Source organism: Solwaraspora sp. WMMD406, from assembly GCF_029626025.1.
Lineage (GTDB): Bacteria > Actinomycetota > Actinomycetes > Mycobacteriales > Micromonosporaceae > Micromonospora_E.
In genome coordinates, this window is sequence record NZ_JARUBF010000001.1 from 5437454 (window position 1) to 5459738 (window position 22285).

22 protein-coding genes and 1 tRNA gene are annotated in these 22285 nt (G+C 71.7%); 13 read left to right on the forward strand and 10 right to left on the reverse strand.

Annotated features, from left to right (window positions below):
* From pcaF to O7632_RS24035, 5 genes are all read right to left on the reverse strand, one after another.
* Complete coding sequence (pcaF, locus tag O7632_RS24015) at positions 1-1206, reverse strand: 3-oxoadipyl-CoA thiolase (RefSeq protein WP_278117433.1); 1206 nt, start codon at positions 1204-1206, stop codon at positions 1-3.
* Between the two features lie 132 nt (positions 1207-1338).
* The gene (locus O7632_RS24020; RefSeq protein ID WP_278117435.1) at positions 1339-2139 is read right to left on the reverse strand and encodes an ABC transporter ATP-binding protein; all 801 of its coding nucleotides are present in this window, start codon (positions 2137-2139) and stop codon (positions 1339-1341) included.
* Between the two features lie 30 nt (positions 2140-2169).
* Positions 2170-2946 carry an ABC transporter permease subunit gene (locus tag O7632_RS24025; protein ID WP_278117437.1) on the reverse strand — a complete coding sequence of 259 codons (777 nt, stop codon included), beginning with the start codon at positions 2944-2946 and terminating at the stop codon, positions 2170-2172.
* The gene (locus O7632_RS24030) at positions 2943-3863 is read right to left on the reverse strand and encodes an ABC transporter permease (protein ID WP_278117438.1); all 921 of its coding nucleotides are present in this window, start codon (positions 3861-3863) and stop codon (positions 2943-2945) included. Before O7632_RS24030 ends, O7632_RS24025 begins: the two co-directional genes overlap by 4 nt.
* Positions 3860-4816 (reverse strand): ABC transporter substrate-binding protein, encoded by a 957-nt coding sequence (locus O7632_RS24035; protein ID WP_278117440.1) that lies wholly within the window; start codon positions 4814-4816, stop codon positions 3860-3862. The genes O7632_RS24030 and O7632_RS24035 overlap by 4 nt, the downstream gene beginning before the upstream one ends.
* Positions 4817-4969: 153 nt before the next feature.
* Between O7632_RS24035 and O7632_RS24040 the strand changes: the two genes are divergently transcribed.
* The 9 genes from O7632_RS24040 (at position 4970) to O7632_RS24080 (ending at position 12952) form a co-directional block, all read left to right on the forward strand.
* Positions 4970-6160, forward strand: coding sequence for a 4-hydroxybenzoate 3-monooxygenase (locus O7632_RS24040; protein ID WP_278117442.1), 1191 nt, complete (start codon positions 4970-4972; stop codon positions 6158-6160).
* A gap of 92 nt (positions 6161-6252) precedes the next feature.
* A complete protein-coding gene (locus O7632_RS24045; RefSeq protein WP_278117444.1) occupies positions 6253-7092 on the forward strand; it encodes a CoA transferase subunit A in 840 nt (279 codons plus the stop codon).
* A 38-nt stretch (positions 7093-7130) separates the two neighbouring features.
* Positions 7131-7856 carry a CoA-transferase gene (locus O7632_RS24050; RefSeq protein WP_347403644.1) on the forward strand — a complete coding sequence of 242 codons (726 nt, stop codon included), beginning with the start codon at positions 7131-7133 and terminating at the stop codon, positions 7854-7856.
* 41 nt (positions 7857-7897) lie between these two features.
* Positions 7898-8644 carry a protocatechuate 3,4-dioxygenase subunit beta gene (gene pcaH / locus O7632_RS24055; protein WP_278117446.1) on the forward strand — a complete coding sequence of 249 codons (747 nt, stop codon included), beginning with the start codon at positions 7898-7900 and terminating at the stop codon, positions 8642-8644.
* The gene (gene pcaG, locus O7632_RS24060) at positions 8641-9255 is read left to right on the forward strand and encodes a protocatechuate 3,4-dioxygenase subunit alpha (protein WP_278117447.1); all 615 of its coding nucleotides are present in this window, start codon (positions 8641-8643) and stop codon (positions 9253-9255) included. Before pcaH ends, pcaG begins: the two co-directional genes overlap by 4 nt.
* Positions 9230-10759, forward strand: coding sequence for a 3-carboxy-cis,cis-muconate cycloisomerase (pcaB, locus tag O7632_RS24065; RefSeq protein WP_278117448.1), 1530 nt, complete (start codon positions 9230-9232; stop codon positions 10757-10759). The genes pcaG and pcaB overlap by 26 nt, the downstream gene beginning before the upstream one ends.
* Entirely contained in the window at positions 10756-11697 is a 942-nt protein-coding gene (gene pcaD / locus O7632_RS24070; RefSeq protein ID WP_278117450.1) for a 3-oxoadipate enol-lactonase, read from the forward strand. Before pcaB ends, pcaD begins: the two co-directional genes overlap by 4 nt.
* Positions 11694-12149, forward strand: coding sequence for a 4-carboxymuconolactone decarboxylase (pcaC, locus tag O7632_RS24075; RefSeq protein WP_278117452.1), 456 nt, complete (start codon positions 11694-11696; stop codon positions 12147-12149). The genes pcaD and pcaC overlap by 4 nt, the downstream gene beginning before the upstream one ends.
* Entirely contained in the window at positions 12146-12952 is an 807-nt protein-coding gene (locus O7632_RS24080) for an IclR family transcriptional regulator C-terminal domain-containing protein (protein WP_278117453.1), read from the forward strand. Before pcaC ends, O7632_RS24080 begins: the two co-directional genes overlap by 4 nt.
* Before the next feature lie 88 nt (positions 12953-13040).
* Here the strand turns inward: O7632_RS24080 and O7632_RS24085 are convergent, their stop codons facing one another.
* Positions 13041-13991, reverse strand: a complete 951-nt coding sequence (locus O7632_RS24085; RefSeq protein WP_278117455.1) for a sulfotransferase — start codon at positions 13989-13991, stop codon at positions 13041-13043.
* Between the two features lie 291 nt (positions 13992-14282).
* Here O7632_RS24085 and O7632_RS24090 point away from each other — a divergent pair, with 291 nt between their 5' ends.
* Positions 14283-15269 (forward strand): glycosyltransferase family 2 protein, encoded by a 987-nt coding sequence (locus tag O7632_RS24090; protein ID WP_278117456.1) that lies wholly within the window; start codon positions 14283-14285, stop codon positions 15267-15269.
* Here the strand turns inward: O7632_RS24090 and O7632_RS24095 are convergent, their stop codons facing one another.
* Complete coding sequence (locus O7632_RS24095) at positions 15270-16895, reverse strand: glycosyltransferase family 2 protein (RefSeq protein WP_278117457.1); 1626 nt, start codon at positions 16893-16895, stop codon at positions 15270-15272.
* 356 nt (positions 16896-17251) lie between these two features.
* Positions 17252-17324, reverse strand: a tRNA-Lys gene (locus tag O7632_RS24100).
* Positions 17325-17478: 154 nt separating this feature from the next.
* On the opposite strand from O7632_RS24100, the gene O7632_RS24105 reads away from it, so the two are divergent.
* Genes O7632_RS24105 through O7632_RS24115 form a run of 3 tightly spaced genes read left to right on the forward strand, consistent with a single transcriptional unit; the run spans position 17479 to position 20281 of the window.
* Positions 17479-18138 carry a DUF998 domain-containing protein gene (locus O7632_RS24105; RefSeq protein ID WP_278117459.1) on the forward strand — a complete coding sequence of 220 codons (660 nt, stop codon included), beginning with the start codon at positions 17479-17481 and terminating at the stop codon, positions 18136-18138.
* Positions 18139-18149: 11 nt separating this feature from the next.
* Positions 18150-18743, forward strand: a complete 594-nt coding sequence (locus O7632_RS24110; RefSeq protein WP_278117461.1) for a helix-turn-helix domain-containing protein — start codon at positions 18150-18152, stop codon at positions 18741-18743.
* Complete coding sequence (locus O7632_RS24115) at positions 18740-20281, forward strand: serine hydrolase domain-containing protein (protein ID WP_278117463.1); 1542 nt, start codon at positions 18740-18742, stop codon at positions 20279-20281. The genes O7632_RS24110 and O7632_RS24115 overlap by 4 nt, the downstream gene beginning before the upstream one ends.
* A gap of 29 nt (positions 20282-20310) precedes the next feature.
* On the opposite strand, the gene O7632_RS24120 is transcribed toward O7632_RS24115, so the two are convergent.
* Positions 20311-21150, reverse strand: coding sequence for a DUF4081 domain-containing GNAT family N-acetyltransferase (locus tag O7632_RS24120; protein ID WP_278117465.1), 840 nt, complete (start codon positions 21148-21150; stop codon positions 20311-20313).
* 72 nt (positions 21151-21222) lie between these two features.
* Complete coding sequence (locus O7632_RS24125) at positions 21223-22251, reverse strand: LacI family DNA-binding transcriptional regulator (protein WP_278117467.1); 1029 nt, start codon at positions 22249-22251, stop codon at positions 21223-21225.
* Between the last annotated feature and the right edge of the window lie 34 nt (positions 22252-22285).

Sequence of the window (22285 nt, forward strand, 5' to 3'; positions counted from 1 at the left end):
TCACCGTGGAGCCTCCAGCAGCAGCGAGATCCCCTGCCCGACCCCGATACACATGGTGCACAGTGCCCGCCGGCCGCCTCGTCGGTCGAGTTCCATCGCCGCGGTCAGCGCGAGCCGGGCGCCACTGGCGCCCAGCGGATGCCCGAGCGCGATCGCTCCGCCGTTGGGATTGACGTGTTCGGCGTCCGACGGCAGGCCCAGCTCCCGTAGCACCGCCACCGCCTGTGCCGCGAAGGCCTCGTTGAGCTCGATCACATCCACCTCGGACAGCGTGACGCCGAGGCGGCCGAGCAGTCGGCGGGTCGCCGGCACCGGGCCGATACCCATCACCCGGGGTGCCACCCCGGCGGTGGCCGCACCGCGTACCCGGGCCAGCGGGGTGAGTCCGTAGCGGCGCACCGCCTCGGCGCTGGCGACCAGAAGTGCCACGGCCCCGTCGTTGACCCCGGAGGAGTTGCCGGCGGTGACGGTGCCGCCGGCGCGAAACGGCGTCGGCAGCGCGGCGAGCTTCTCCAGCGTCGTCTCGCGGGGATGCTCGTCGACCGAGACGGTGGCGGTGCCCTTGCGCCCCTGCGGCACGTCGATCGGCACGATCTCCGCCGCCAGCCGGCCGTCGTCGCGCGCCCGCGCCGCCCGCTGCTGCGACCGCAGCGCGAACGCGTCCTGATCGGCCCGGTCCACCCCGTACTCGGCGGCGACGTTCTCCGCCGTCTCCGGCATCGAGTCGATGCCCCAATCCGCCGCCATCAGCGGATTGACCAGCCGCCAACCGATGGTGGTGTCGTAGATCTCGGCCGCGCGGGAGAAGGCCGTCGCGGCCTTGGGCTGCACGAACGGCGCCCGGCTCATGCTCTCCACCCCGCCGGCCACCACGAGGTCCGCCTCACCGGCGACGATCGCCCGGGCGGCGATCGCCACCGCGTCCAACCCGGACCCGCAGAGCCGGTTGACCGTGGTGCCACTGACCTCCTGCGGCAGACCGGCCAGCAGCGCGGCCATCCGGGCCACGTTGCGGTTGTCCTCCCCCGCCTGGTTGGCGCAACCGAGTACGACGTCGTCCACGGCCGCCCAGTCCACCGTCGGGTGCCGGTGCGTCAGTTCGCGGATCACTTGGGCGGCCAGGTCGTCCGGGCGTACGGCGGCGAGCGCCCCGGCGTACCGACCGATGGGCGTACGGACCCCGGCGACCAGGTAGGCGACAGACACGACGGTTCCTCCTCGACTCGGCGACGACCGCTCGACGCGACCACCGCTGTGACGACCGCTCGACGCGGCCGCCGGTGTGACGGCCACTCGACGCGGCCGCCGGTGTGACGGCCACTCGACGCGACCGTCGGCTCAATGCTGACCGCTCGACGTGACCGTCGGGCGGTGGCCCCGCTTGGCCGCCTGGATCTGCTCGTAGACGTGCCCACGCAACTGGGTGAACCGCGGATCGGCGCGGGTGTGCAACTGGTCCCGGACGGCGGGCAGATCGATCGGCAGGTCCTGCTGGACCACCGTCGGCGACGAGGAGAGGATCAGCACCCGCTGACCGAGGTAGACCGCCTCGTCGATGTCGTGTGTGACGAACAGGATGGTCACCCCGAGCCGCTGCCACAGCTGGCGGATCAGATCCTCCAGGTCCGCCCGGGTCTGGGCGTCAACCGCCGCGAACGGCTCGTCCATCAACAGCATGTCCGGCTGGTACGCCACGGCACGGGCGATCGCCACCCGCTGCTGCATGCCGCCGGAGAGCTGCCAGGGATAGGCGTGGTGGGTGTCACCGAGACCGACGGCGGTCAGCGCCTCGTCGACGAGTTCCCGTCGCCGGGTCCGAGGCATCCGCTTGCGTCGCAGCGGCAGCTCCACGTTGTCCCGCACGTTCATCCAGGGAAACAGGCTGCGCCCGTACTCCTGGAACACCACGGCCATCCCCGGCGGCGGCCCGGTGACCGCCGCCCCGCGCAGGCGCACCTCGCCGGAAGTCGGCGCCAGCAGCCCGGCCATGCACTTGAGCAGGGTGGTCTTGCCGCAACCCGACGGTCCGACCAGGCAGACCAGCTCGCCCGCGTCGATGGTGAAGGTGAGGTCGCGGATCGCCTCCACCGGACGCTGGCGTCCGTCGTAGACCTTCCGCAGACCCGACACGTCGAGCATGACCCGATCTCCTCCTTCGAAGGCCGGCCGTCAGGAGCCGCGCTGGACGCGGCGCAGGCCGTGGTACCAGGCCAACGCCCGGTTCTCGACGAACCGGAACACGACCGACAGGGCGAACCCGAGCAGGCCGAGCAGCAGGATGCCGCTCCACATCTCCGGGATCGCGAAACCGCGCTGGAACTGCACGATGGTGAAGCCGAGGCCGTTGCTGGCCGCGAACATCTCGCTGATCACCATCAGGATGATGCCGATGGACAGGGCCTGGCGCATGCCGACGGCGATCTGCGGGCTGGCCGAGCGCAGCACCAGGTGACGCAGCCGGGCAAGCCGGGTCAGGCCGTACGCCCGGGCGGTGTCGGCCAGCACCTCGTCGGTGGCCCGGACCCCTTCGACGGTGTTGAGCAGGATCGGCCAGACGCAGCCGATGGCGATGACCATGACCTTCATGGTGTCGTCGATCCCGGCGAAGAGCATGATGATCGGCACCAGTACCGGCGGTGGGATGGCCCGGAAGAACTCCAACACCGGTTCGACGACGGCTCGGACGGCGCGAAAGCTGCCGACGACGACGCCGAGACCCACTCCGACGACGACGGCCACCGTGTATCCGCCGGCCAGCCGCGACAGACTCGGCAGTACGTCGGCCCGCAGGCGGTCGACGGTCCAGACCTCGGCGAAGGTGGCCAGGATCTCGCGCAGTGGTGGCGAATAGAACGTGGTGCTGTCGTCGGTGGCGAACCACCAGGCGGCCAGCAGCAGGATCGGCAACCCGACGACGAGACCGCCCCGCTTGAGCAGACCGGTCATCCGGCCACCTCGGCGCGCATCGACTGGTGCCACGACAACACCCGTCGCTCGACGGCCCGGGCGACCAGGTTGATCGCCACGCCGAGCAGTCCGGTGACGACGACCAGGGCGTACATCAGCGGCACCGCTCCGGAGGTCTGCGCCACCGCGATCCGGTTGCCCAGACCGGGTGCGCCGATGACGAGCTCGGCGGTGATGGCCAGGACCAGCGCGACGGCGGCGGCCAGCCGTACGCCGGTCAGCACGTACGGCAGGGCGGTGGGCCAGACGACGTGCCGCACTCGGGCCCAGGTGCCCAGACCGTAGCTGCGGGCGGTCTCGTCGGCCACCGGGTCGACGTCCTGTACGCCGTACAGCACCTGGACCAGCACCTGCCAGAACGCCGCGTAGACGACGAGCAGCAGGCTGGATTCGATGCCGGTGCCGAACAGCAGCACGGCCAGCGGGATCAGCGCGACCGACGGGATCGGGCGGAGGAACTCGATGGTGGAGGCGGTCGCCGCCCGCAGCAGTGGTACGGAGCCGATCAGCACCCCGACGCCGACACCGGCACCGACCGCGATGGCCAGGCCGATCGCCCACGCGGTCAGGGTGCTGCCGAGCGCGGTCCAGAAGGCGTCGTCGCCGACCAGGTCGATCAGGGCGGCGACGATCTCGGTGGCCGGTGGCAGGTACCGGGACGACACGAGCGGGGTCGCGGGCAGGATCTGGGCCAGGGCGAGGAGGCCGACCAGTCCGGCGAGGCCGAGCAGGGCGTCGGGCGGGCGACGCCGGCCGGCCCGGTCGGCCGGGTCGCCCCGCCCACCGGTTGCGGCCCGGGTGTGGTCCGGGCCGGAACCGGCCGGGGACGAGCCGGCCGGGGACGTGTCCCGGTAGGGGGTGGTACCCCCTACCGGGGTGTTGCCGGCCGGTGTCACGGCAGCAGCGCGTCCAGGTCCGGCTCGGTCTCGAAGACGCCGTCGGCGAGACCGAGTTCGGCGACCCTCTGGATCGACGCGCGGTTGATCTCGGTCGGCCACATGGGCAGCGTCATCGAATCCAGGATGGCCTGGTCGATGTCGGTGTAGCTACGCAGCACGGTCCGCACCTCGTCCGGGTGGGCGTTGGCGTACGACAGCGACTCCGCCATCGCTTCCTCGAAGGCGCTGACCAGCTCGGGGTCCTCCTGGGCGAGCTTGGTGCTGGTGAAGTAGACCGCGACGGTCAGGTTGGCGGCGGTGTCGACGAAGTTCCAGGCGACGACGCGCGCGCCGGCGTCCCGGGCGATGGCGAGCGAGGGCTCGACGACCCAGGCGGCGTCGACGTCGCCGTTCTCGATCGCTGCGGGCATCTGGGCGAACGCCATTTCGACGAATTCGATGCCGTCGGGGTCGCCGCCGGCCTTGCGCACCGATTCCCGCACGCTGGTGTCGCCGATGTTCTTGAGGGTGTTGACGGCGATCTTCTTGCCGGCGAGGTCGGCCGGGGTCTGGATCGGGCTGTCTCCCGCGACGATGACGCCGCCGAAGTCGCCGTCGGCGTTGCCGGTGGAGGCGACGCCGTTGGCGACCACCTTGACCGGTACGTCCCGGGTCTGCGCGGTGAGCAGCGAGGTCACGTTGCTGAAGCCGAACTGGAACTGCTCGCTGACCACACCGGGGACGATGGCGGCACCGCCCTGGCCGCTCTCCATCGTGAGGTTGATGCCGCGCTTGCTGAAGAACCCCTTTTCGTCACCGAGGTAGATCGGGGCGACATCGACGATCGGGATGACGCCGACGGTGACGTCGGTGAGCGTTTCCGCACCGGTGGAGTCGGTGGACGAGTCGGAGCCGCAGGCGGCGACCAGCAGCGCGGCGGCCATGGTGAGGGCGACGAGGGGCCGTCGCATGGGACCTCCAGGTTGGGGGTGATGATGTGGTGCGTTCGGGGGATGTTCGCTGAACGAACGGTAGTTCTTATGATGAACGTACGATGTGGCCTGGCTCAGGTCAATGTCACATCTCGGAAATGCCCTGCGATTCCGGCAGGGGGAGGGAGCACCGTGCGCACCCAGGTTGGCATCATCGGAGCGGGACCGGCCGGACTGATGCTCTCCCACTTGTTGCATCAGGAGGGCATCGAGTCCGTCGTGCTGGAGACCCGCTCCCGGGCGTACGTGGAGAGTCGGGTCCGGGCCGGCGTGCTCGAGCACGACACCGCCGAACTGCTGCGCGACACCGGAGTGGGCGAGCGGATGACCCGCGAGGGACTTGTGCACACCGGGGTCGAACTGCGCTTCGAGGGCATCACCCGGCGCATCGACCTCAGCGGTCTCACCAATGGTCGCCGCATCACCGTCTACGGCCAGCAGGAAGTGGTCAAGGATCTGATCGCCGCCCGACTGGCCGCCGGCGGACAGATCTTGTTCGATGTATCCGAGGTGACCTTGGAGGGGATCGACACCGATGCCCCGGTGATCCGGTTCGCCCACGAGGGCACCATACGCGAACTGAGCTGCCTGGTCATCGCCGGCTGCGACGGCTTCCACGGGGTCAGCCGGGGCAGCGTCCCGAAGGGCGCGCTGCGCATCTTCGACCACACGTACCCGTTCAGCTGGCTCGGCATCCTGGCCCGGGCCACTCCCTCGGCACACGAGCTGATCTACGCCCACCACGAGCGTGGATTCGCCCTGCACAGCATGCGCAGCACCGAGGTGACCCGGCTCTACCTGCAGGTTCCCCCGCACACCGAGTTGTCGGACTGGCCGGCCGCCCGGATCTGGGACGAGTTGCACACCCGGCTGGCGACCGAGGACGGCTTCACCCTGACCGAAGGGCCGATCCTGGAGCAGGGCGTCACCCCGATGCGCGGTTTCGTCACCGAGCCGATGCGCCACGGGCGGCTCTTCCTCGCCGGTGACGCCGCCCACATCGTTCCGCCGACCGGCGCCAAGGGGCTGAACCTGGCGGTGGCCGACGTCCGTTTCCTGGCCGAGGCGTTGGGTACCTGGCTACGCCAGGGCCGTGAGACGGGCCTGGACGAGTACTCCGCCCGCTGTCTGCGCCGGGTGTGGCGGGTCCAGCACTTCTCGTCGTGGATGACCGGACTGCTGCACCAGCCGGTCGACGCCGACGAATTCAGCCATCGGCTCCAGGTGGCCCAGCTGGAGTACGTGACCACGTCCACCGCGGCGGCGACCACGCTCGCCGAGAACTACGTCGGGCTGCCGCTGGACTGGAGCCGGCGGCGTTGACATGCCGTCGAAGCCACCCGTACCGTTCGCTTGTCGAACAGCTGTTCTTGTAGCGCACCGAGGATGTTCCTGCAGCCACCCGAGGATGAGGCATGGGTGAAATAACCTCACTGGCCGAGGCGGTCGCCGAACTGGTCCACGACGGCGACAGCGTCGCCCTGGAAGGGTTCACCCACCTGATCCCCACGGCGGCCGGACAGGAGATCATCCGTCAGGGCCGCCGCGATCTCACCCTGATCCGGATGACGCCGGACATCGTCTACGACCAGCTCATCGGCGCCGGCTGCGCCCGCAAGCTGATTTTCTCGTGGGCCGGTAACCCCGGCGTCGGCTCGTTGCACCGCTTCCGCGACGCGGTGCAACGCGGCTGGCCCCGGCCGCTGGAGATCGAGGAACACAGTCACGCCGGCATGGCCAACCGGTACGTCGCCGGCGCCGCCGGCCTGCCGTTCGCCGTACTGCGTGGCTACGTCGGCACCGACCTGGTCGACCGGACCCCCACCATCGCCCCGATCACCTGCCCGTTCACCGGCGAGGTGCTCACCGCCGTACCGGCGCTCAACCCGGACGTCGGCATCGTGCACGCCCAGCACGCCGACCGGCACGGCAACGTGCAGATCTGGGGCATCACCGGGGTGCACAAGGAGGTCGTCCTGGCCGCCAGGCGATCACTGGTCACCGTCGAGGAGATCGTCGACGAGCTGAAGCCCCGGGCCGGGGCGATCATGCTGCCGGGTTGGGCGATCAGCAAGGTGGCGTTGGCACCCGGCGGCGCCCACCCGTCGTACGCGATGGGCTACAGCGACCGGGACAACCACTACTACCGGGAATGGGACGAGATCAGCCGGGACCGCGAGACGTTCCAGCGTTGGCTCGACGCCCACGTCCTGCCCCCGACCGACCTCGATCCGGCGTACGGTGGTGCCGCGTGAGCAGCAGGGCGACGGCCGAGGGGTTCACCTCGGACGAGATGATGACGGTGGCCGCCGCGCGGGCGCTGCGCGACGGCGTCCGCTGCTTCGTCGGCATCGGCCGGCCGAGCACCGCCGCCAACCTGGCCCGCCGCACCCACTCCCCCAACCTGGTGCTGATCTACGAGTCCGGCACCATCGGCGCCAAACCGGACCGGTTGCCGCTGTCCATCGGTGACGGGGTGCTCGCCGAGACCGCCGACGCGGTCGTCTCGGTGCCGGAGATCTTCAACTACTGGCTGCAGCCCGGTCGGGTCGACGTCGGCTTCCTCGGCGCGGCCCAGATCGATCGGTACGCCAACATCAACACCACGGTGATCGGCAGCGACTACACCGACCCCAAGGTACGGCTGCCCGGCGCCGGCGGTGCCCCGGAGATCGCGGCGTCCTGCGGTGAGGTGATCGTCATCGTGCCGCAGAGCCGGCGTGCCTTCGTCGACCGGGTCGACTTCGTCACCTCGGTCGGGTTCGGCGCCGGTCCCGGCGACCGGGCCCGGCTCGGGTTGCGCGGCCGGGGTCCCTCCCTGGTCATCACCGACCTGGGCCTGCTGCGGCCCGACCCGGACACCTGCGAACTGACCCTGACCCACCTGCATCCCGGAGTCGACCTCGACACGGCCGTCGCGGCCACCGGCTGGCCGCTGCGGGTCACCGCCGACCTGACCACCACCGCCGCGCCCACCGATCAGGAGCTGGCCGTACTGCGGCACCTGCTCGATCCCTGACCCGCCGGTCGACGCGATCCCCGCGCCCAAGGAGGCTCGACATGCCCGACATCCCACCCGTACGGGCGGACCGCCCCGGCGGGTTGCTCCTGCCCGGCTACCGGCGTGACGACGCCGCCGTGCACCCGCCGCTGCTCTCCCCCGGCTACAAGTCGACCGTGCTGCGCGCGCCCGGACAGCCGCTGGTCCTGCTGCCCCAGACGCTCACCGAGGTGACCGGCCCGCTGCTCGGCGAGGGTCGGGTCACCGCCGCCGACGCCGACCTGACCCGCCATCCGGACGGCGAGGCACAGGGCCAGCGGATCATCGTGCACGGCCAGGTCCGCGACAGCGACGGCCGGCCGGTCCCGGACACCCTGGTCGAGGTCTGGCAGGCCAACGCCGGCGGACGCTACCTGCACAAGCTGGACCAACACGACGTACCGCTGGATCCGCACTTCACCGGGGTGGGCCGGGCGATGACCGACTCGCAGGGCCGCTACCGGTTCGTCACGATCAAGCCGGGTGCCTACCCGTGGCGCAACCACGCCAACGCCTGGCGGCCGGCGCACATCCATTTCTCCCTGTTCGGCCGGGCATTCACCCAGCGGCTGGTCACCCAGATGTACTTCCCGGACGACCCGCTGTTCGCCCACGATCCGGTGTTCAACTCGATCCCCGACCCGGCCGCCCGGCGACGGCTGATCGCCACCTTCGACCTGGCGAACACGGTCGAGGAATGGGCGCTGGGCTTCCGGTTCGACATCGTCCTGCGTGGACGCGAAGCGACCCCGACGGAGGATTCGTGACCAGCGTGACCGCCCCCACCGGTCAGGACCCGCAGGCCGCGTACTGGGACCAACTGCGGGACCTGACCCCGGCGCAGACCGTCGGGCCGTACCTGGGCATCGGTCTGCCCTGGCCGGACGGACCGTTCGTCGTCGTCGAGGGCACACCCGGCGGCGTCTGGTTGCGCGGCCGGCTCCTCGACGGCGCCGGCGACCCGGTGCCCGACGGACTGATCGAGACCTGGCAGGCCGATCCGCAGGGACGGTTCGACCACCCGGACGACCCGCGCGGCGCGGTGGCCACGCCCGGTTTTCGGGGTTTCGGCCGCTGCCCCACCGACAACACCGGCGAATACGCGATCCACACCCGCAAACCAGGACCGGTACCCGGACCCGGCGGGGTGCTCCAAGCCCCACACGTCGACGTGTCGGTCTTCGCGCGCGGGCTGCTGCACCGGGTGGTCACCCGGATCTACTTCCCCGACGAGATCGAAGCGAACGCCGCCGATCCGCTACTGGCCGAGGTGCCGCCGCAGCGGCGCGACACGCTGATCGCGACCGCCGGGCCGGACGGCTACCGCTTCGACATCCGGCTGCAGGGCCAACATGAAACCGTTTTCTTCGCCGTCTGACCCCGGTGACCCCGGCCTCGACCCGCCGTCCGGCGACTCGGCCGCCGGTCCCCGGTCGACCGGCGGCGAGGTGCCCGATCGGCTGTCGACGTCCGTCGGGCTGTCCACCGGACTCTTCGACGACCTGCTCGCCGCCGGCCCGGTCCGCGCCGCCGTCGACGACCGGGCGTGGCTACGTGCCCTGCTCGACGTCGAGGCCGCCCTGGCCCGAGCCCAGGCCCGACTCGGTACGGTGCCGCAGCGGGCCGCCGAGACGATCTCCCGGGTCTGCCGGGAGCACGCGTTCGACCCCGCGACCATCGGCGCCGGGGCAACCGACGCCGGCAACCCGGTGGTGCCGCTGGTCGCGGCGCTGCGGGCCACCGTCGGACCGGACCACGCCCGGTACGTACACGCCGGCGCGACCAGTCAGGACGTTCTGGACTCGGCGGCGATGCTGGTCGCACGTCGGGCACTCGGTCCGTTGCGCGACGACGTGGAGCGAGCCGCCACCGCCGCCGCCCGCCTCGCCGAAACCCACCGCGACACCCTGCTGCCCGCCCGGACCCTGCTGCAACAGGCGCTGCCGACCAGCTTCGGCCTGATCGCCGCCGGCTGGCTGAGCGCGCTCGACGCCGCCACGGACCGGTTGACCCTCGTCGACGGGCAGGCCCTCGCCGTACAGCTGGGGGGCGCCGCCGGCACCCTCGCCGCTTTCGGCGACGACGGCCCGCGCCTGGTGGAGCTGTTCGCCGCCGACCTCGGCCTGGCCGCGCCGAGCCTGCCCTGGCACACCGACCGGACCCGGCTGGCCGACCTGGCCGGTGCGCTGGGCACCACCGCCGGCAGCCTCGGCAAGATCGCCCGCGACGTCACCCTGCACGCGCAGACCGAGGTCGGTGAGCTCGCCGAGGAACGCCCGGGCGGTTCATCGACGCTGCCGCACAAGCGCAACCCGATCGCGGCGGTCACCGTGATCGCCTGCGCCAGCCAGGCACCCGGGCTGGTCGCCACGCTGCTGGCGAGCATGACCCAGGAACATCAGCGGGCGGCCGGTGCCTGGCACGCCGAGTGGCGACCGCTGCGGGCGCTACTCGAATCGGTCGGCTCGGCCGCGTACTGGTTGCGGGTCTGCCTGGACGGGCTGCGGGTGGACGCGGTCCGGATGCGGTCCAACCTGGACCTCACCGGCGGGGCGTTGCTCGCCGAACGGGTCAGCGCGCTCCTGACGCAGCGACTCGGCCGGCAGCAGGCGCACGAGATCGTCGCCCGGGCGACCCGGCACAGCGCCAGCGGTGCCGAACTCGCCGACCGGCTCGCGGCAGAACTCGCCGGCCCCTCGCGGGTGGCGGCGGCACCCGGTCGCGCCGCCGAGCCGCCGTCGGCCCCGGCACCGGATCGCGCCGAGTTGACCGAGTTGCTCGACCCGGCCGGTTACCTCGGTGCCGCCGACCAGCTCGTCGACCGGGCGCTACACGAGCACGCAGCGCGCCGACGCGACCCCGACCCGGAGGTGACACCGTGACCCGTTCGCCCGCCCCGTCGACACCGCCCTCCTCGTCGACACCGCCTGGGCAGCCGACACCGCCTGAGCAGCCGACACCGCCTGGGCAGCCGGCACTGCCTGGGCAGCCGAGCCCGCCGGGTGCCGGGCCGGTCGAGCTGGCGTACGAACTCGTCGGCCCTGACGATGGTCCCGTGGTGCTGCTGGCCAACTCGCTGGGCAGCACCCGACGGATGTGGGATCCGCAGGTCCCCGCGCTCACCGACGCCGGATTCCGGGTGCTGCGCTGCGACACCCGGGGGCACGGTGCCTCGCCGGTGCCGCCCGGCCCGTACACCATCGCCGACCTCGGCGCCGACGCGCTCGCCCTGCTCGACCAGCTCGGTCTGGACCGGGTGCACGTCGCCGGGGTGTCCCTCGGCGGGATGATCGGCATGTGGCTGGGCGCGTACGCACCGCAGCGGGTCGACCGGCTGGTGCTCAGCTGCACCTCAGCATGGTTCGGCCCGGCGCAGACGTGGTGGCAGCGGGCCGCGACCGTGCGGGCCCGGGGAACAGAGGCCGTCGCCGACGTGGCGGTCGCCCGATGGTTCACCCCGGGATTCGCGGTCCGGGCACCGGCGGCGGTCGCCGCCGCCCGGGCGATGATCGCCGCGACCCCGGCCGAGGGGTACGCCGGCTGCTGCGCCGTACTCGCGCGGGCCGATCTGACCGCCGTGTTGCCGTCGATCGTGGCGCCGACCCTGGTGATCGCCGGAGCCGACGATCCGGCGACGCCGCCCGAGCACGCATCGGCGATCGTCGACGCGCTCCCCGACGCGACCATGGTCGTCGTGCCGGACGCGGCCCACCTGGCCAATCTGGAACAGCCGGAGCGGGTGTCCCGGCTGATCCTGGACCATCTGACCGGACGGGTCGATCCCGAGCTGACCGATCCGGCGAAAGGAATCCAGCGATGAGCACCGAGCGGCCGGTTGATTCCACCCACGCCACCGGCATGGCCGTCCGCCGGGCCGTGCTCGGTGACCAGCACGTGGACCGAGCGGTGGCGAACACGACCGAGTTCACCGCCGCCTTCCAGGACTTCATCACCCGGTACGCGTGGGGTGAGGTGTGGGCCGGTGACGGATTGGACCGGCGTACCCGCAGCTTCGTCACCCTCGCGGTGCTGACGGCGCTGCGCTGCGAGGACGAGATCGCGATGCACGTCCGGGCCGCGCTGCGCAACGGGCTGACGCAGAAGGAGATCGGCGACGTGCTGCTGCACACCGCCATCTACGCTGGTGTGCCGGCGGCCAACTCCGCGTTCGGGGTGGCTCAGCAGGTGCTCGCCGAGACCCGCTCGGCGCAGCCAGACTCCACGGCGCAGCCAGGCTCCACGGCGCAGCCGGACCCCACGGAAGACGCATGAGCGAGTACGAGCGGGAAGCCCACTTCGTCCAGTCACTGGAGCGGGGCCTGGCCGTCATCCGCGCCTTCGACGCCCAACATCCTGAGTTGACCCTCAGCGAGGTGGCCCGGATCTGCGACCTGACCCGGGCCGCCGCCCGGCGGTTCCTGCTCACCCTGGTCGACCTCGGGTACGTACGCACCGACGGACGGATGTTCTCGTTGACGCCCCGGGTGCTGGAGCTGGGCTACGCCTACCTGTCCAGCGTCTCCCTGCCCGAGGTGGCCGAGCCACACCTGGAACGTCTGGTCGCCCAGGTGCACGAGTCGTCGTCGGTCTGTGTGCTGGACGGCGACTCGGTCGTCTACGTCTCCCGGGTGCCGACGTCGCGGATCATGACCGTGTCGATCAACGTGGGGACCCGGTTCCCGGCGTACGCCACCTCGGTCGGCCGGGTGCTGCTGGCACACCTGCCGGAGCAGGAGCTGGCCGCCCGGCTGGACGGTACCCGGCTGGACCGGCTCACCAACCGGACCCTGCACACCCAGGCGGCGCTCCGCGCCGAACTCGGCAGGGTCCGCGCCCAGGGCTACGCCATCGTGGACCAGGAACTGGAGGAAGGGTTGCGCTCGGTGGCCGCCCCGATCCGCGACCGGGTCGGTACGGTGGTGGCGGCGGTGAACATCTCGGTGCACGCCAGTCGCAACTCGGTCGAGTCGATCCGGCGAGACCTGCTTCCGCATCTGTTGGCCACCACGGCCAGGATCGAGGCGGACCTGCGGATCGCCACCCCCGCCCGGACCGCTCGCCCGCCCGGCGCCTGACCCGGCCCGGCGGCCCGCTCGATCTCACACAGCAGGGGCAGTTCGTCGATTCGTACCGCGCGGATCCGTACCGCCGGCCAGGAGCTGGTCATCGCGGGCCGGGCCAGAGCGGGTAGCGGTAGCGCGGCAGCAACGGCAACGACACCAGGGTGGAGATCAGCCGCTGACGCCGGTCCTGCTGGTCGAGCCAGCGATCGTCCCTGCGCAGCGACACCTCGCCGGTCCGGAACCGGCTCGGGTTGCCGGAGACCGTGTGGTTGGGTCGCAGCGACACCGTCCGTTGGTCGGCGAACGGACCGGCGAACGGGTCACTGGCCGGCGCGGAGCCGACGCTGTCCGGCAGGCCGACGAAGCGGAGCAGTTCTTCGACGGTGTTCCTCGGCTCGGCCAGAAAGTCCTCGTAGCGCAGCCGCCGGTGCCGGCGGGGATAGGTCCGGGCGGTCCCCTCGATGAGCAGGTTCCAACCGAGCCAGGACACGCTGCTGTCGACCGGGCCGTGACGGTGGGTCAGCCCGGGGGTCGACGCGTCATGGTGGGACGTCGGCCGGGACCAGGAGAACGCCACCGCTCGCGGGTCACGCACCACGTGCAGCAGATAGGGCTCGACGCCGTCGACGCCCGACAGCAGCGCCGCGTCGGCGGGCGACTTGGACGAGTCGACGATCAGGGTGGCTCCGGTGACGTCCGCGACGGCCCGGTAGAGCCGGCCGATGAGGCCTCGGTAACGCTCGACGTCGGGATTGTTCCGGGTACGCAGGATCGTCGGCGTGTGCCGGATCCGCAGCGAGCGCCGTTGGAGCGCGGACACCTCGGCGGCCGATGGCGGGTCGTCGTCGTAGGCGACGCGCAGGATCTGCTGCCAGAGCGGACACTCGGGGAAGGGCGCGCCGCAGCCGCATGGACGGCGCTGGCGCAGCCCTCGGGACCAGATGTACGTCAACTCTCCGACCGAGAAGACTGATTCATGCGAATTGAGAATATTGTCGAGCACGGTCGTCCCACTGCGGCCCCACGCCGCGATGAACAGCACCTTGGTCACACCGTTTCCTCCTCGGGCCGCGGTCGAGGTCACCAAGAGCCCGCACGCCTCGCCGACTCCCACGCACCGATGGTGCGCACGTTTCGAGGAATCGGCACGGGCCGGTGGCGAAACCAACATCCGCCAGCCCAGGTTTACCTATCCGTACGCCTGGCGAACACCCGAAATTCACCCGATCGTCGTACGACTCGGCGACCATCGGCCGTACTTCGCCGGGGCCCGGTTCCTCGACGGTACGGCCCAGCACAATCGTCCACAGCCGCCCGCCGCAACCTATGACAGGCCGACCGCATGCCCGCTACTCCCACCGTCAGCGTGGTCGTCCCCACGCACAACCGCCCGGACCTCGTGATCCGGGCCGTCCGCAGCGCACTCGCGCAGAGCGTCGAGAACATCGAGGTACTCGTCGTGGTCGACGGACCCGACGGGGCGACCAAGACCGCCCTCGACGTGATCACCGACGCCCGGCTGCGGGTGATCGAGCTGCCGGAACGTGGCGGCGCGCCGCAGGCCCGCAACGCAGGCGTACGGCAGGCACGGGCACCCTGGGTGGCGTTGCTCGACGACGACGACGAGTGGCTGGCCCACAAGCTGGCCGCTCAGCTCGACGTCGCCGGCACCGCGTCGGTGTCGCTGCCGATCGTCGCGAGCCGGCTGGTCAACCGGACTCCCCGGGCCGAGTTCGTCATCCCCCGCCGGCTGCCGGGGCCGGACGAGTCGCCGAGCGAGTACCTCACCGTCCGCCGAGGGCTGTTCCATGGCGACGGCTTCATCCAGACGTCGACGATCATGGCTCCGACCAGCCTGTTCCGCCGGGTGCCGTTCGATCCGACGGTGCCCCGGATGCAGGAGCTCGACTGGACCCTGCGCGCGCTCAGCCACGACGACGTCACGCTCGTCTTCGCCGACGAGCCGCTGGTCATCTGGCACCAGGACGAGAACCGGCCCCGGATCAGCTTGGAATCGCCGTGGGAGGCGCAGCTGGAGTGGCTACGCCGCAGCCGCCCGCTGATGACTCCCCGCGCGTACGCCGCGATCACGATGAGCGTGCTCAGCTCGATGGCGGCGCCGACTCGCAGCGGCAGGGTCGCCAGCACCCTGCTACGCGAGGCACGGCGGCACGGTCGGCCGAGCCCGCTGGACTATGTCACGTTCGCGCAGATCTGGCTGATCCCACCGAACCTGCGGCGGACCCTGCGGGACATGGTGCTCAAGCGCGGTCACCAGCCGCAGCCCGAGCCGTTGGCGGCCCCCGACGCGGACACCCGCCGGTCATAACTAGCCGGTGCCGCCCCCGACCGGCCGGTGCGGCGGGCGCAGCGTCGCCCGTACCCGTCGGCCCGCCATCCACGCGACCACCACCGTGGCCTTGGCCAGTGACCGCACGCCCGCCACCTCGACCGTCGTCGGCACCAGGGCGGGTGCCCGGCCGCGCCCGGTCGGCCGGGGCATACCGCTGGCCAGATCAGCCGCCTCGAAGCGGGTCAGGTCGACGACGCCCACCTCGTCGGCGGTGACGTCGCGGTGCCCGTAAACCGAGGTGACGGCGTCGAACGGCGGCTCGTCGGCGGAGCGCACCCATCGGGCCCGACCGAGCGCCGCGGTCCGCCACAGCCGTACGCCCGTCGGACCGGCGGCGGTGGCACCGACGGCCACGGGGTCAGCGGTGCCGGTGCCGGTGCCGTCCGGGTCGACCCGGACCACACCGACCTGGTGGCGGTCGACGACGTCGATCAGGTGCCGCAGCGCGTCCGGTGCCAGGCCGTACGTGGCCGGCAGCTCCAGCAGGTACGGCGTGGGAAAGACGCTGGTCGGCGGTTCGGTGGCCAACCGGACCCGTGGTTCGCCCCGGTAGGTCGCGGCGATCAGCCGTAGGTCGCGCGATGGGTCGGCGAGCACCCGGACTCGTGCGTCGTCGAGCCGGTCCCACGGACCGACCAAGGTGATCCGGATGTCGTGTTCGCTGCCGCGCAACACCGAGTCGACAGCCGCCCGTACCCGTTCCAGCGGCTCGTCGCCCACCGTCATGACCACGTCGGCGAGCGGGACCGACCAGGACGTTCCGCCGACCTTGCGCCAGGTGCGTGGGTACGGGACCCGGTCGGCGAAGAACGGGCGGTTCCAGCGGGCGACCTCCTGGCGGGCCCGCATGACATGGGTGCGCCCGAGATGCCAGCTGCGCGCGGCCGGCTCCGGCACGAACACCGCACCCGCCTGGGCGAGGCGGTAGCCGAACTCGGTGTCCTCACCCAACCGTAGGTCGGCGTCGAAGCCGCCGGCCCGCTCGTACAGCTCGCGGTGCAGCGCGGCGGTCGCCCCGACGTGGATCTTGAACACGTGGTGGTCGGCGATACGAAGCTGGTCGGTCTGGTTGATGTAGCGCTCGACGTAGCTGTGCGGCTCGCTGGCCCGGTCACCGAACAGCTCCGCCGCCGCGCCCCGGTCCAGCGTCTCGGCGACCGTCTCCGCCGACGGCCACCGCCCGTCGCCGTCGGGCTCGACGAACCGCTTGTAGCCGAGGGTCACCGCGTACGGCAGCACGTGCTGCCAACGGACCTGAGCCGCCACGTGCTCCGGGAAGACGATCATGTCGGCGTCGAGCCAGTGCAGGATCTCACCGGAGCTGTGCGCGACGCCGCGGCGCAGCGCGGCGGCCCGCCCCCAGCCGGCCACGCCGTCGTCACCGACCCGGACGATCGTCGTCCGCGACGGCCTGATCGTCGGCAGCGTCAGCGGCGGTTCCGAGTTGTCGTCGACCACGACGACCTCGAGCAGGTCGGCCGGGTACGTCTGCCGGCTCAACGACGCCAACGTCAGGTCGAGGGTCGGCTGGCAGTTGTAGGCCGGGATGACGACGCTGACCGGCAGAGTGGGTCGCCAGCCCCGCAGATCGGGCGGGGACACCGACGACCAGTCGTTACGGACTACCCGGGGGACGGCGCCCGACCCAGCCTTCGTCCTACCCGCCACCTCGGCCGCGTCGCTCCGGGTAGGACCGTCCGTCTCGCCGAATCCGCCCATCATGGGCGATCCGTCTGCCTGACTCACCGGCCGAAACTAGCAGGGCCACGCGCTGCCTGGTTCGACCAGGTACGCGGCGGCTCGCGCTCGTACGGCTCCAGGATGGCCGCGTCAGCGGGCGTGGGCAGGGCGATCACCCGCTCGATACCCGTGTTCGGGCTCGTGTCGGACCCTCACCCGACTCCACAGGGGCGGCACCCTCGAAAAGTAACCACCATCTCACGCAGAGGTACGTTCGGTGGGCCGCCTGGGACTCGAACCCAGAACCCGCTGATTAAAAGTCAGCTGCTCTGCCGATTGAGCTAACAGCCCGTCGCCGGTCCAGGGTACCCGAGGCCTCGACGACGCCGCGTCCGGCCGGGAACGGCTCGCAGCCCGACCGGGCCGACCGATTCGGCCGCCGCGTCGGACCACCCCGGGTAATCTGGCAGACCTTCGCACTCGGGTGGCGGAGAGGCGGGTGGGCGTGGCGCGGACCAGGGGCGGTGGCCGGGTGTGGCGTACCGCCGGGTTGGCCGCCGGATCGGCGGTCGGCGCGATCGCCGGAACCGTCGCCGTGACGTCCGCCGTGATCGCCGGTCCCGCTCCGCGACTGCGGGGGTACGTCAGCGAGTCCGGTGTCGGCGACGGCGGACTCGCGCTGGCGTACCAGGCGGGTTTGTTGACTCTGGCCGCCGCGTTGGTGTTGCTCGCCGGCGCGCTGCGCCCGGTACCCGCCGCCGCCGGGCTGCTCGTCGTAGCGGCGGCGGCGACGACGATCTCGGCGATGGTGCCGTGTCGGGCGGGCTGTCCGCTGCCGCCGCACGACCCGGTGACCATGACCGACCTCGTACATGGCGGAACAAGCATCGTCGCCGTGGCCTGCTGTGTCTTCGCGATGATCGCGATGTTCTGGTCGCAGCGGTCGACCTACCCGCTGTGTCGCCTGGGCCTGCTCGGCGCTCTTGCCACGCTGCCGCTGTCCGGTGCCGTCGGCCTGGGCATGCTGCTGGTCGGCGGCGGCCTGCTGGTGGGCACGCTGGAGCGGCTGCTGCTGCTCCTGATCGTGGCATGGTGCGTGGGCAGCGCGACGAGCGTCGTCCGGGATCCCCGATACTCGGATTGCAGATATTACGTATCTACGTAATAGTTGATCGGGTGAGTGAGGAGCTGACTGCACGGGTGGCCGCGCTGGAACAGGCGGTGCGCGCCCTGGCCCGGCGGCTCGACCCCGAGGCCTCCGCCGGCGGCCACACCGCGACAAGCGACCCGAGCGACCCGAGCGACCCGAGCGACCCGAGCGACCCGAGCGACCCGAGCGACCCGACCGTGCCGGACCCGGGCAAGAACCCGTTCTGGGCCCTCGACGGGCTCAAGGCCCAGGTCGGACAGACAGCCGGCGCCGTGCTCTACGCCGGCACGGTCACCGTGCCGACCGGCGAGCACTACGAATGGCAGTACGGACACTCCGTGGCCGACCTGCTCGACGCCGACTGGAGCGGATACGCCGGCACCCTGACCGCGCTCGCTCACCCGGTCCGGCTCCTGTTGCTGCGCACCGTCCTGCACGGCGTACGGACCACAGCCGAGCTAGCCGAGATGGACGGCGTGGGCACCACCGGGCAGCTCTACCACCATCTGCGGCAACTAGTCAGTGCCGGCTGGTTGCGCACTGCGGCGCGCGGCCGGTACGCCGTACCGCCGGAACGGGTGATCCCCCTGCTGATCGTCTTGTCTGGAGCACACCGATGACTGTCACCCGCACCCGTGTCCTGATCATCGCGGCGGCCGCTGTCGCGGCTGGTCTGCTGGCCACAGTTGCCGCACCCTGGCCGGCCCGCCTCGGCGACGTCACCACCGGAGACGCCGCGCTCGCCGCCGAGGTACGCGCCGCGATCGACGACCCCGGCGGATACCGGGGCCTGGCGGTCGCCCGGATCGTCAACGGGCAGCTCCGCACCGCCGGAGTCGGCGAGCGGACCACCGGGCCGACCGGCAGCCCCGTTGCGGGCCTGGCCGGCGGCGGAGGCGAGCCGGTACGGCCGGACACCCCGTTCGAGATCGGTTCGATCGGCAAGACGCTGACCGGGATGCTGCTCGTCGACCAGATCGCCGACGGACACGTCGACGCCGACACGACGCTGGCCCAGGTGCTGTCCGATCAGGAGTACGGGGACCCGGCGGTCGGCGAACTCACCCTGGCCGAACTGGCCAGCCACCGCAGCGGGCTGCCCCGGCTGGCGCCGGCGAGCGCGACCGAAGCAGCCACCGCCGCTCTGGCCGTGCTACGCGGCACCGACCCGTACGCCGGGCAGGACTCCGAGCACCTGCGGACGGCGCTGAACCGCAGCCGGGTCGGCGACGGGTACGGCGAGGTGCACTACTCCAACTACGGCATGGCCGTACTCGGCATCGCGCTCGCGCACCGGGCCGGCGTCGGTTTCCCGGAGCTGGTCGAGCGGGAAATCCTCGGTCCGCTCGGCATGGCCGACACCGGCTACGCCCTCGACGGCGCCGACGTGGCGGCCGACGCCGCCGCCGGTTCGACCGCCAGCGGCCGGACCACCGATCCGTGGCAGGGGTCCGGGCTGGCCGGCGCCGGTATCGGGCTCTGGTCCACCGCGCCGGACCTGGCGGTCCTGGTCTCAGCAGTCCTCGACGGCAGCGCGCCCGGTGCCGACGCCGCCCGCCCGCGCTTCGATGCCGGCCCGGACAGCCAGATCGGTTACGGCTGGTTCACCAACACGTACGACGGCCGCGAGATCACCTGGCACAACGGTGGCACCGGCGGATTCAGCTCGTACGTCGGGTACGACCCGGCGACCGGGGACGCGGTGGTGGTGCTGGGAAACACCGACCGGGGTGTGGAGCCGATCGGGCTGGCACTGCTCGGAGTGACCGTCGCCGACGACTCCCCTGGTGCCGGGCCGCTGATGATCGGGGTGACCATTCTGCTCCTGCTGTCCGGTGCGGCCACCCTGGCGTTGGCCGTCGCCGGTGGCGCCCGACGGTGGTGGCCGGCTCCGGATCGACTCAGGCTGGTCACCTCGGCGCTGACCACCGTCAGCTACCTGTTGATCGTTCACCGACTCGGGACGTGGCTGGACGTGTGGGCCGGCTGGTGGGCGGTCGCGGCCGGACTCGCCGCCGGGGCGGCGACCGCTGCGGCGTCACGCTGGCCCGAACTACCGTTGATCGGCTCCGGCCGGCCGTGGCTACGCTGGACCGGCGCCGCGCTGACCAGTGCGGTCACCGCGCTGGTGGTCCTACTGACGGTGCTACTGGCGTGAGACTGTCAGCAGCGAAAGCCGGGACATCGTCAGAACAGGATGGTGGCGAACGATCCCGCGGCCCGAAACCCGCACCGGTCGTAGACCCGACGCGCGGCGGCGTTGTAGTCGTTGACGTACAGGCTGACGGTCGGCGCGACCCGGCGCAGCGCGTCGCGGACCACGGTGGCCATCGCCGGGGTGGCCAGGCCCCGGCCCCGCCACAACGGATCCACCCAGACGCCCTGGATCTGCGCGGTGTGGCGGGTGACGACCGCGAGTTCGGCCTTGAAGACCACCGTGCCGTCGACGATCCGGGCGTACGCGCGGCGGGCCCGGACCAGCTCGGCGATCCGCCGCCGATATCCGCGTCCGGCGTCGTCGACGACCGGGGAGACGCCGACCTCCTCGGTGTACATCGCCACCGCCGCCGGGAACAGCAGGTCGACCTCGTCGGGGCGGACCAGCCGTACGCCGGGGTCGGCGGGCACCGCCGCCGGTCGGTCGGCGACCAGCAGCGGCTGATCGGCGCGGATCTCGCGAGCGGGCCCCCACTGCTCGCCGAGCCGCTCCCACAGGCCGAGTACGGCCTCCGCCCGTCCCACGATCGACGAGCAGGTACGTTCCTCGATGGCGAGCCGTTCGGCGAACGCGCCGACAGCGGCCGGCGAGGCGTGCACCGGGGTCAGATGCCCGCCCGACCAGCACAGCGATTCCAACTGGCGGCGGGGTCCGTAGCCGAAGATTCGGCCCTCCGATCGCCACCAGGCCAGACCACTCGCGGCCACCCGCTCAGCGACCTGGGGCGCGGCAAAGGGATCGAGGTCGAGGATTCGCTCCACCGCACCGCGCTCGGTTTCACCGAGCTGCCGCACCGGCACCGTCAGCACGACTACCAGCCTGCCAGATTCCGCACCGTACGGCAGGCCCGATTACCGGGCGGGTACGTGCGGCGACGGCACTCAGGCGGATCCGCGTACCACCAGTTCGGTGGGGAGGATCACGGCGGCGTGCGAGTCGCCGGCCAGGCGGCCGAGCAGCAGCCGGACCATCTCGGCGCTGATCCGGCCCAGCGGCTGGCGGATCGTGGTCAACGGCGGCAGCGACGCGGTGGCCACCTCGGAGTCGTCGAAGCCGCCGACGGCGACATCGTCGGGGACCCGTCGGCCGGCGCGGTGCAGCGCGGCGATCGCCCCGGCGGCCATCAGGTCGGAGCTGACGAAGACGGCGTCGAGGTCGGGTGCCTGGCGCAACAGCTGTTCCATCGCCGCCTCTCCCCCGGCCCGGGTGTAGTCGCCGACGACGACCAGCCGCGCGTCGGTCCGCCCGAGTACGTCGTGGTACCCGGCGAGGCGTTCGACGCCGCCGGGGGTGTCCAGCGGGCCGGTGATGGTGGCGATCGTGCGGTGTCCCCGGGACTTCAGATAGGTGACCATCTGCCGGGCGCCGTCGCGGTCGTCGGCAGCGACGTAGCTGACGTCGCGTTCGTGGCCGAGTGGCTTGCCGCAGACGACGAACGGCAGCCCGCGCCCTTTCAGCTCGTCGATCAGCGGGCTGCCGGCGTGGGTGGAGACCAGCAGCGCGCCGTCGACGTGGCCGGCGGTGACGTATCGGCCCACCCGTTTGCGGTCCTCGGAGGTGCCGGCGATGGTCAGCAGCAGAGTGATGTCGCGTTCGGCGAGGGCCTGGGTGCAGCCGCGTAGCAGGGCGTTGAAGTTGGGATCCTCGAAGAGCCGGTCCTGCGGCTCGGACAGGATGAACGCCACCGAATCGGACCGCTGGGTGACCAGGCTGCGGGCGTGCTGGTTGACGACGTACCCGGTCTTGCGAATGGCCCGTTCGACGGCTTCGGCGGCCGGGCCGCTGACGTTGTGCCCCCCGTTGAGCCAGCGCGACACGGTGCCCCGGGACACGCCAGCGACCGCGGCGACGTCGTCCATGGTGGGGCGGGGCCGCGCGGGGCGGGCCCGGTTACCCTCGGTTCCGGCCACGCTCACATTGTCGTCCTTACAGCTTGATCGATCC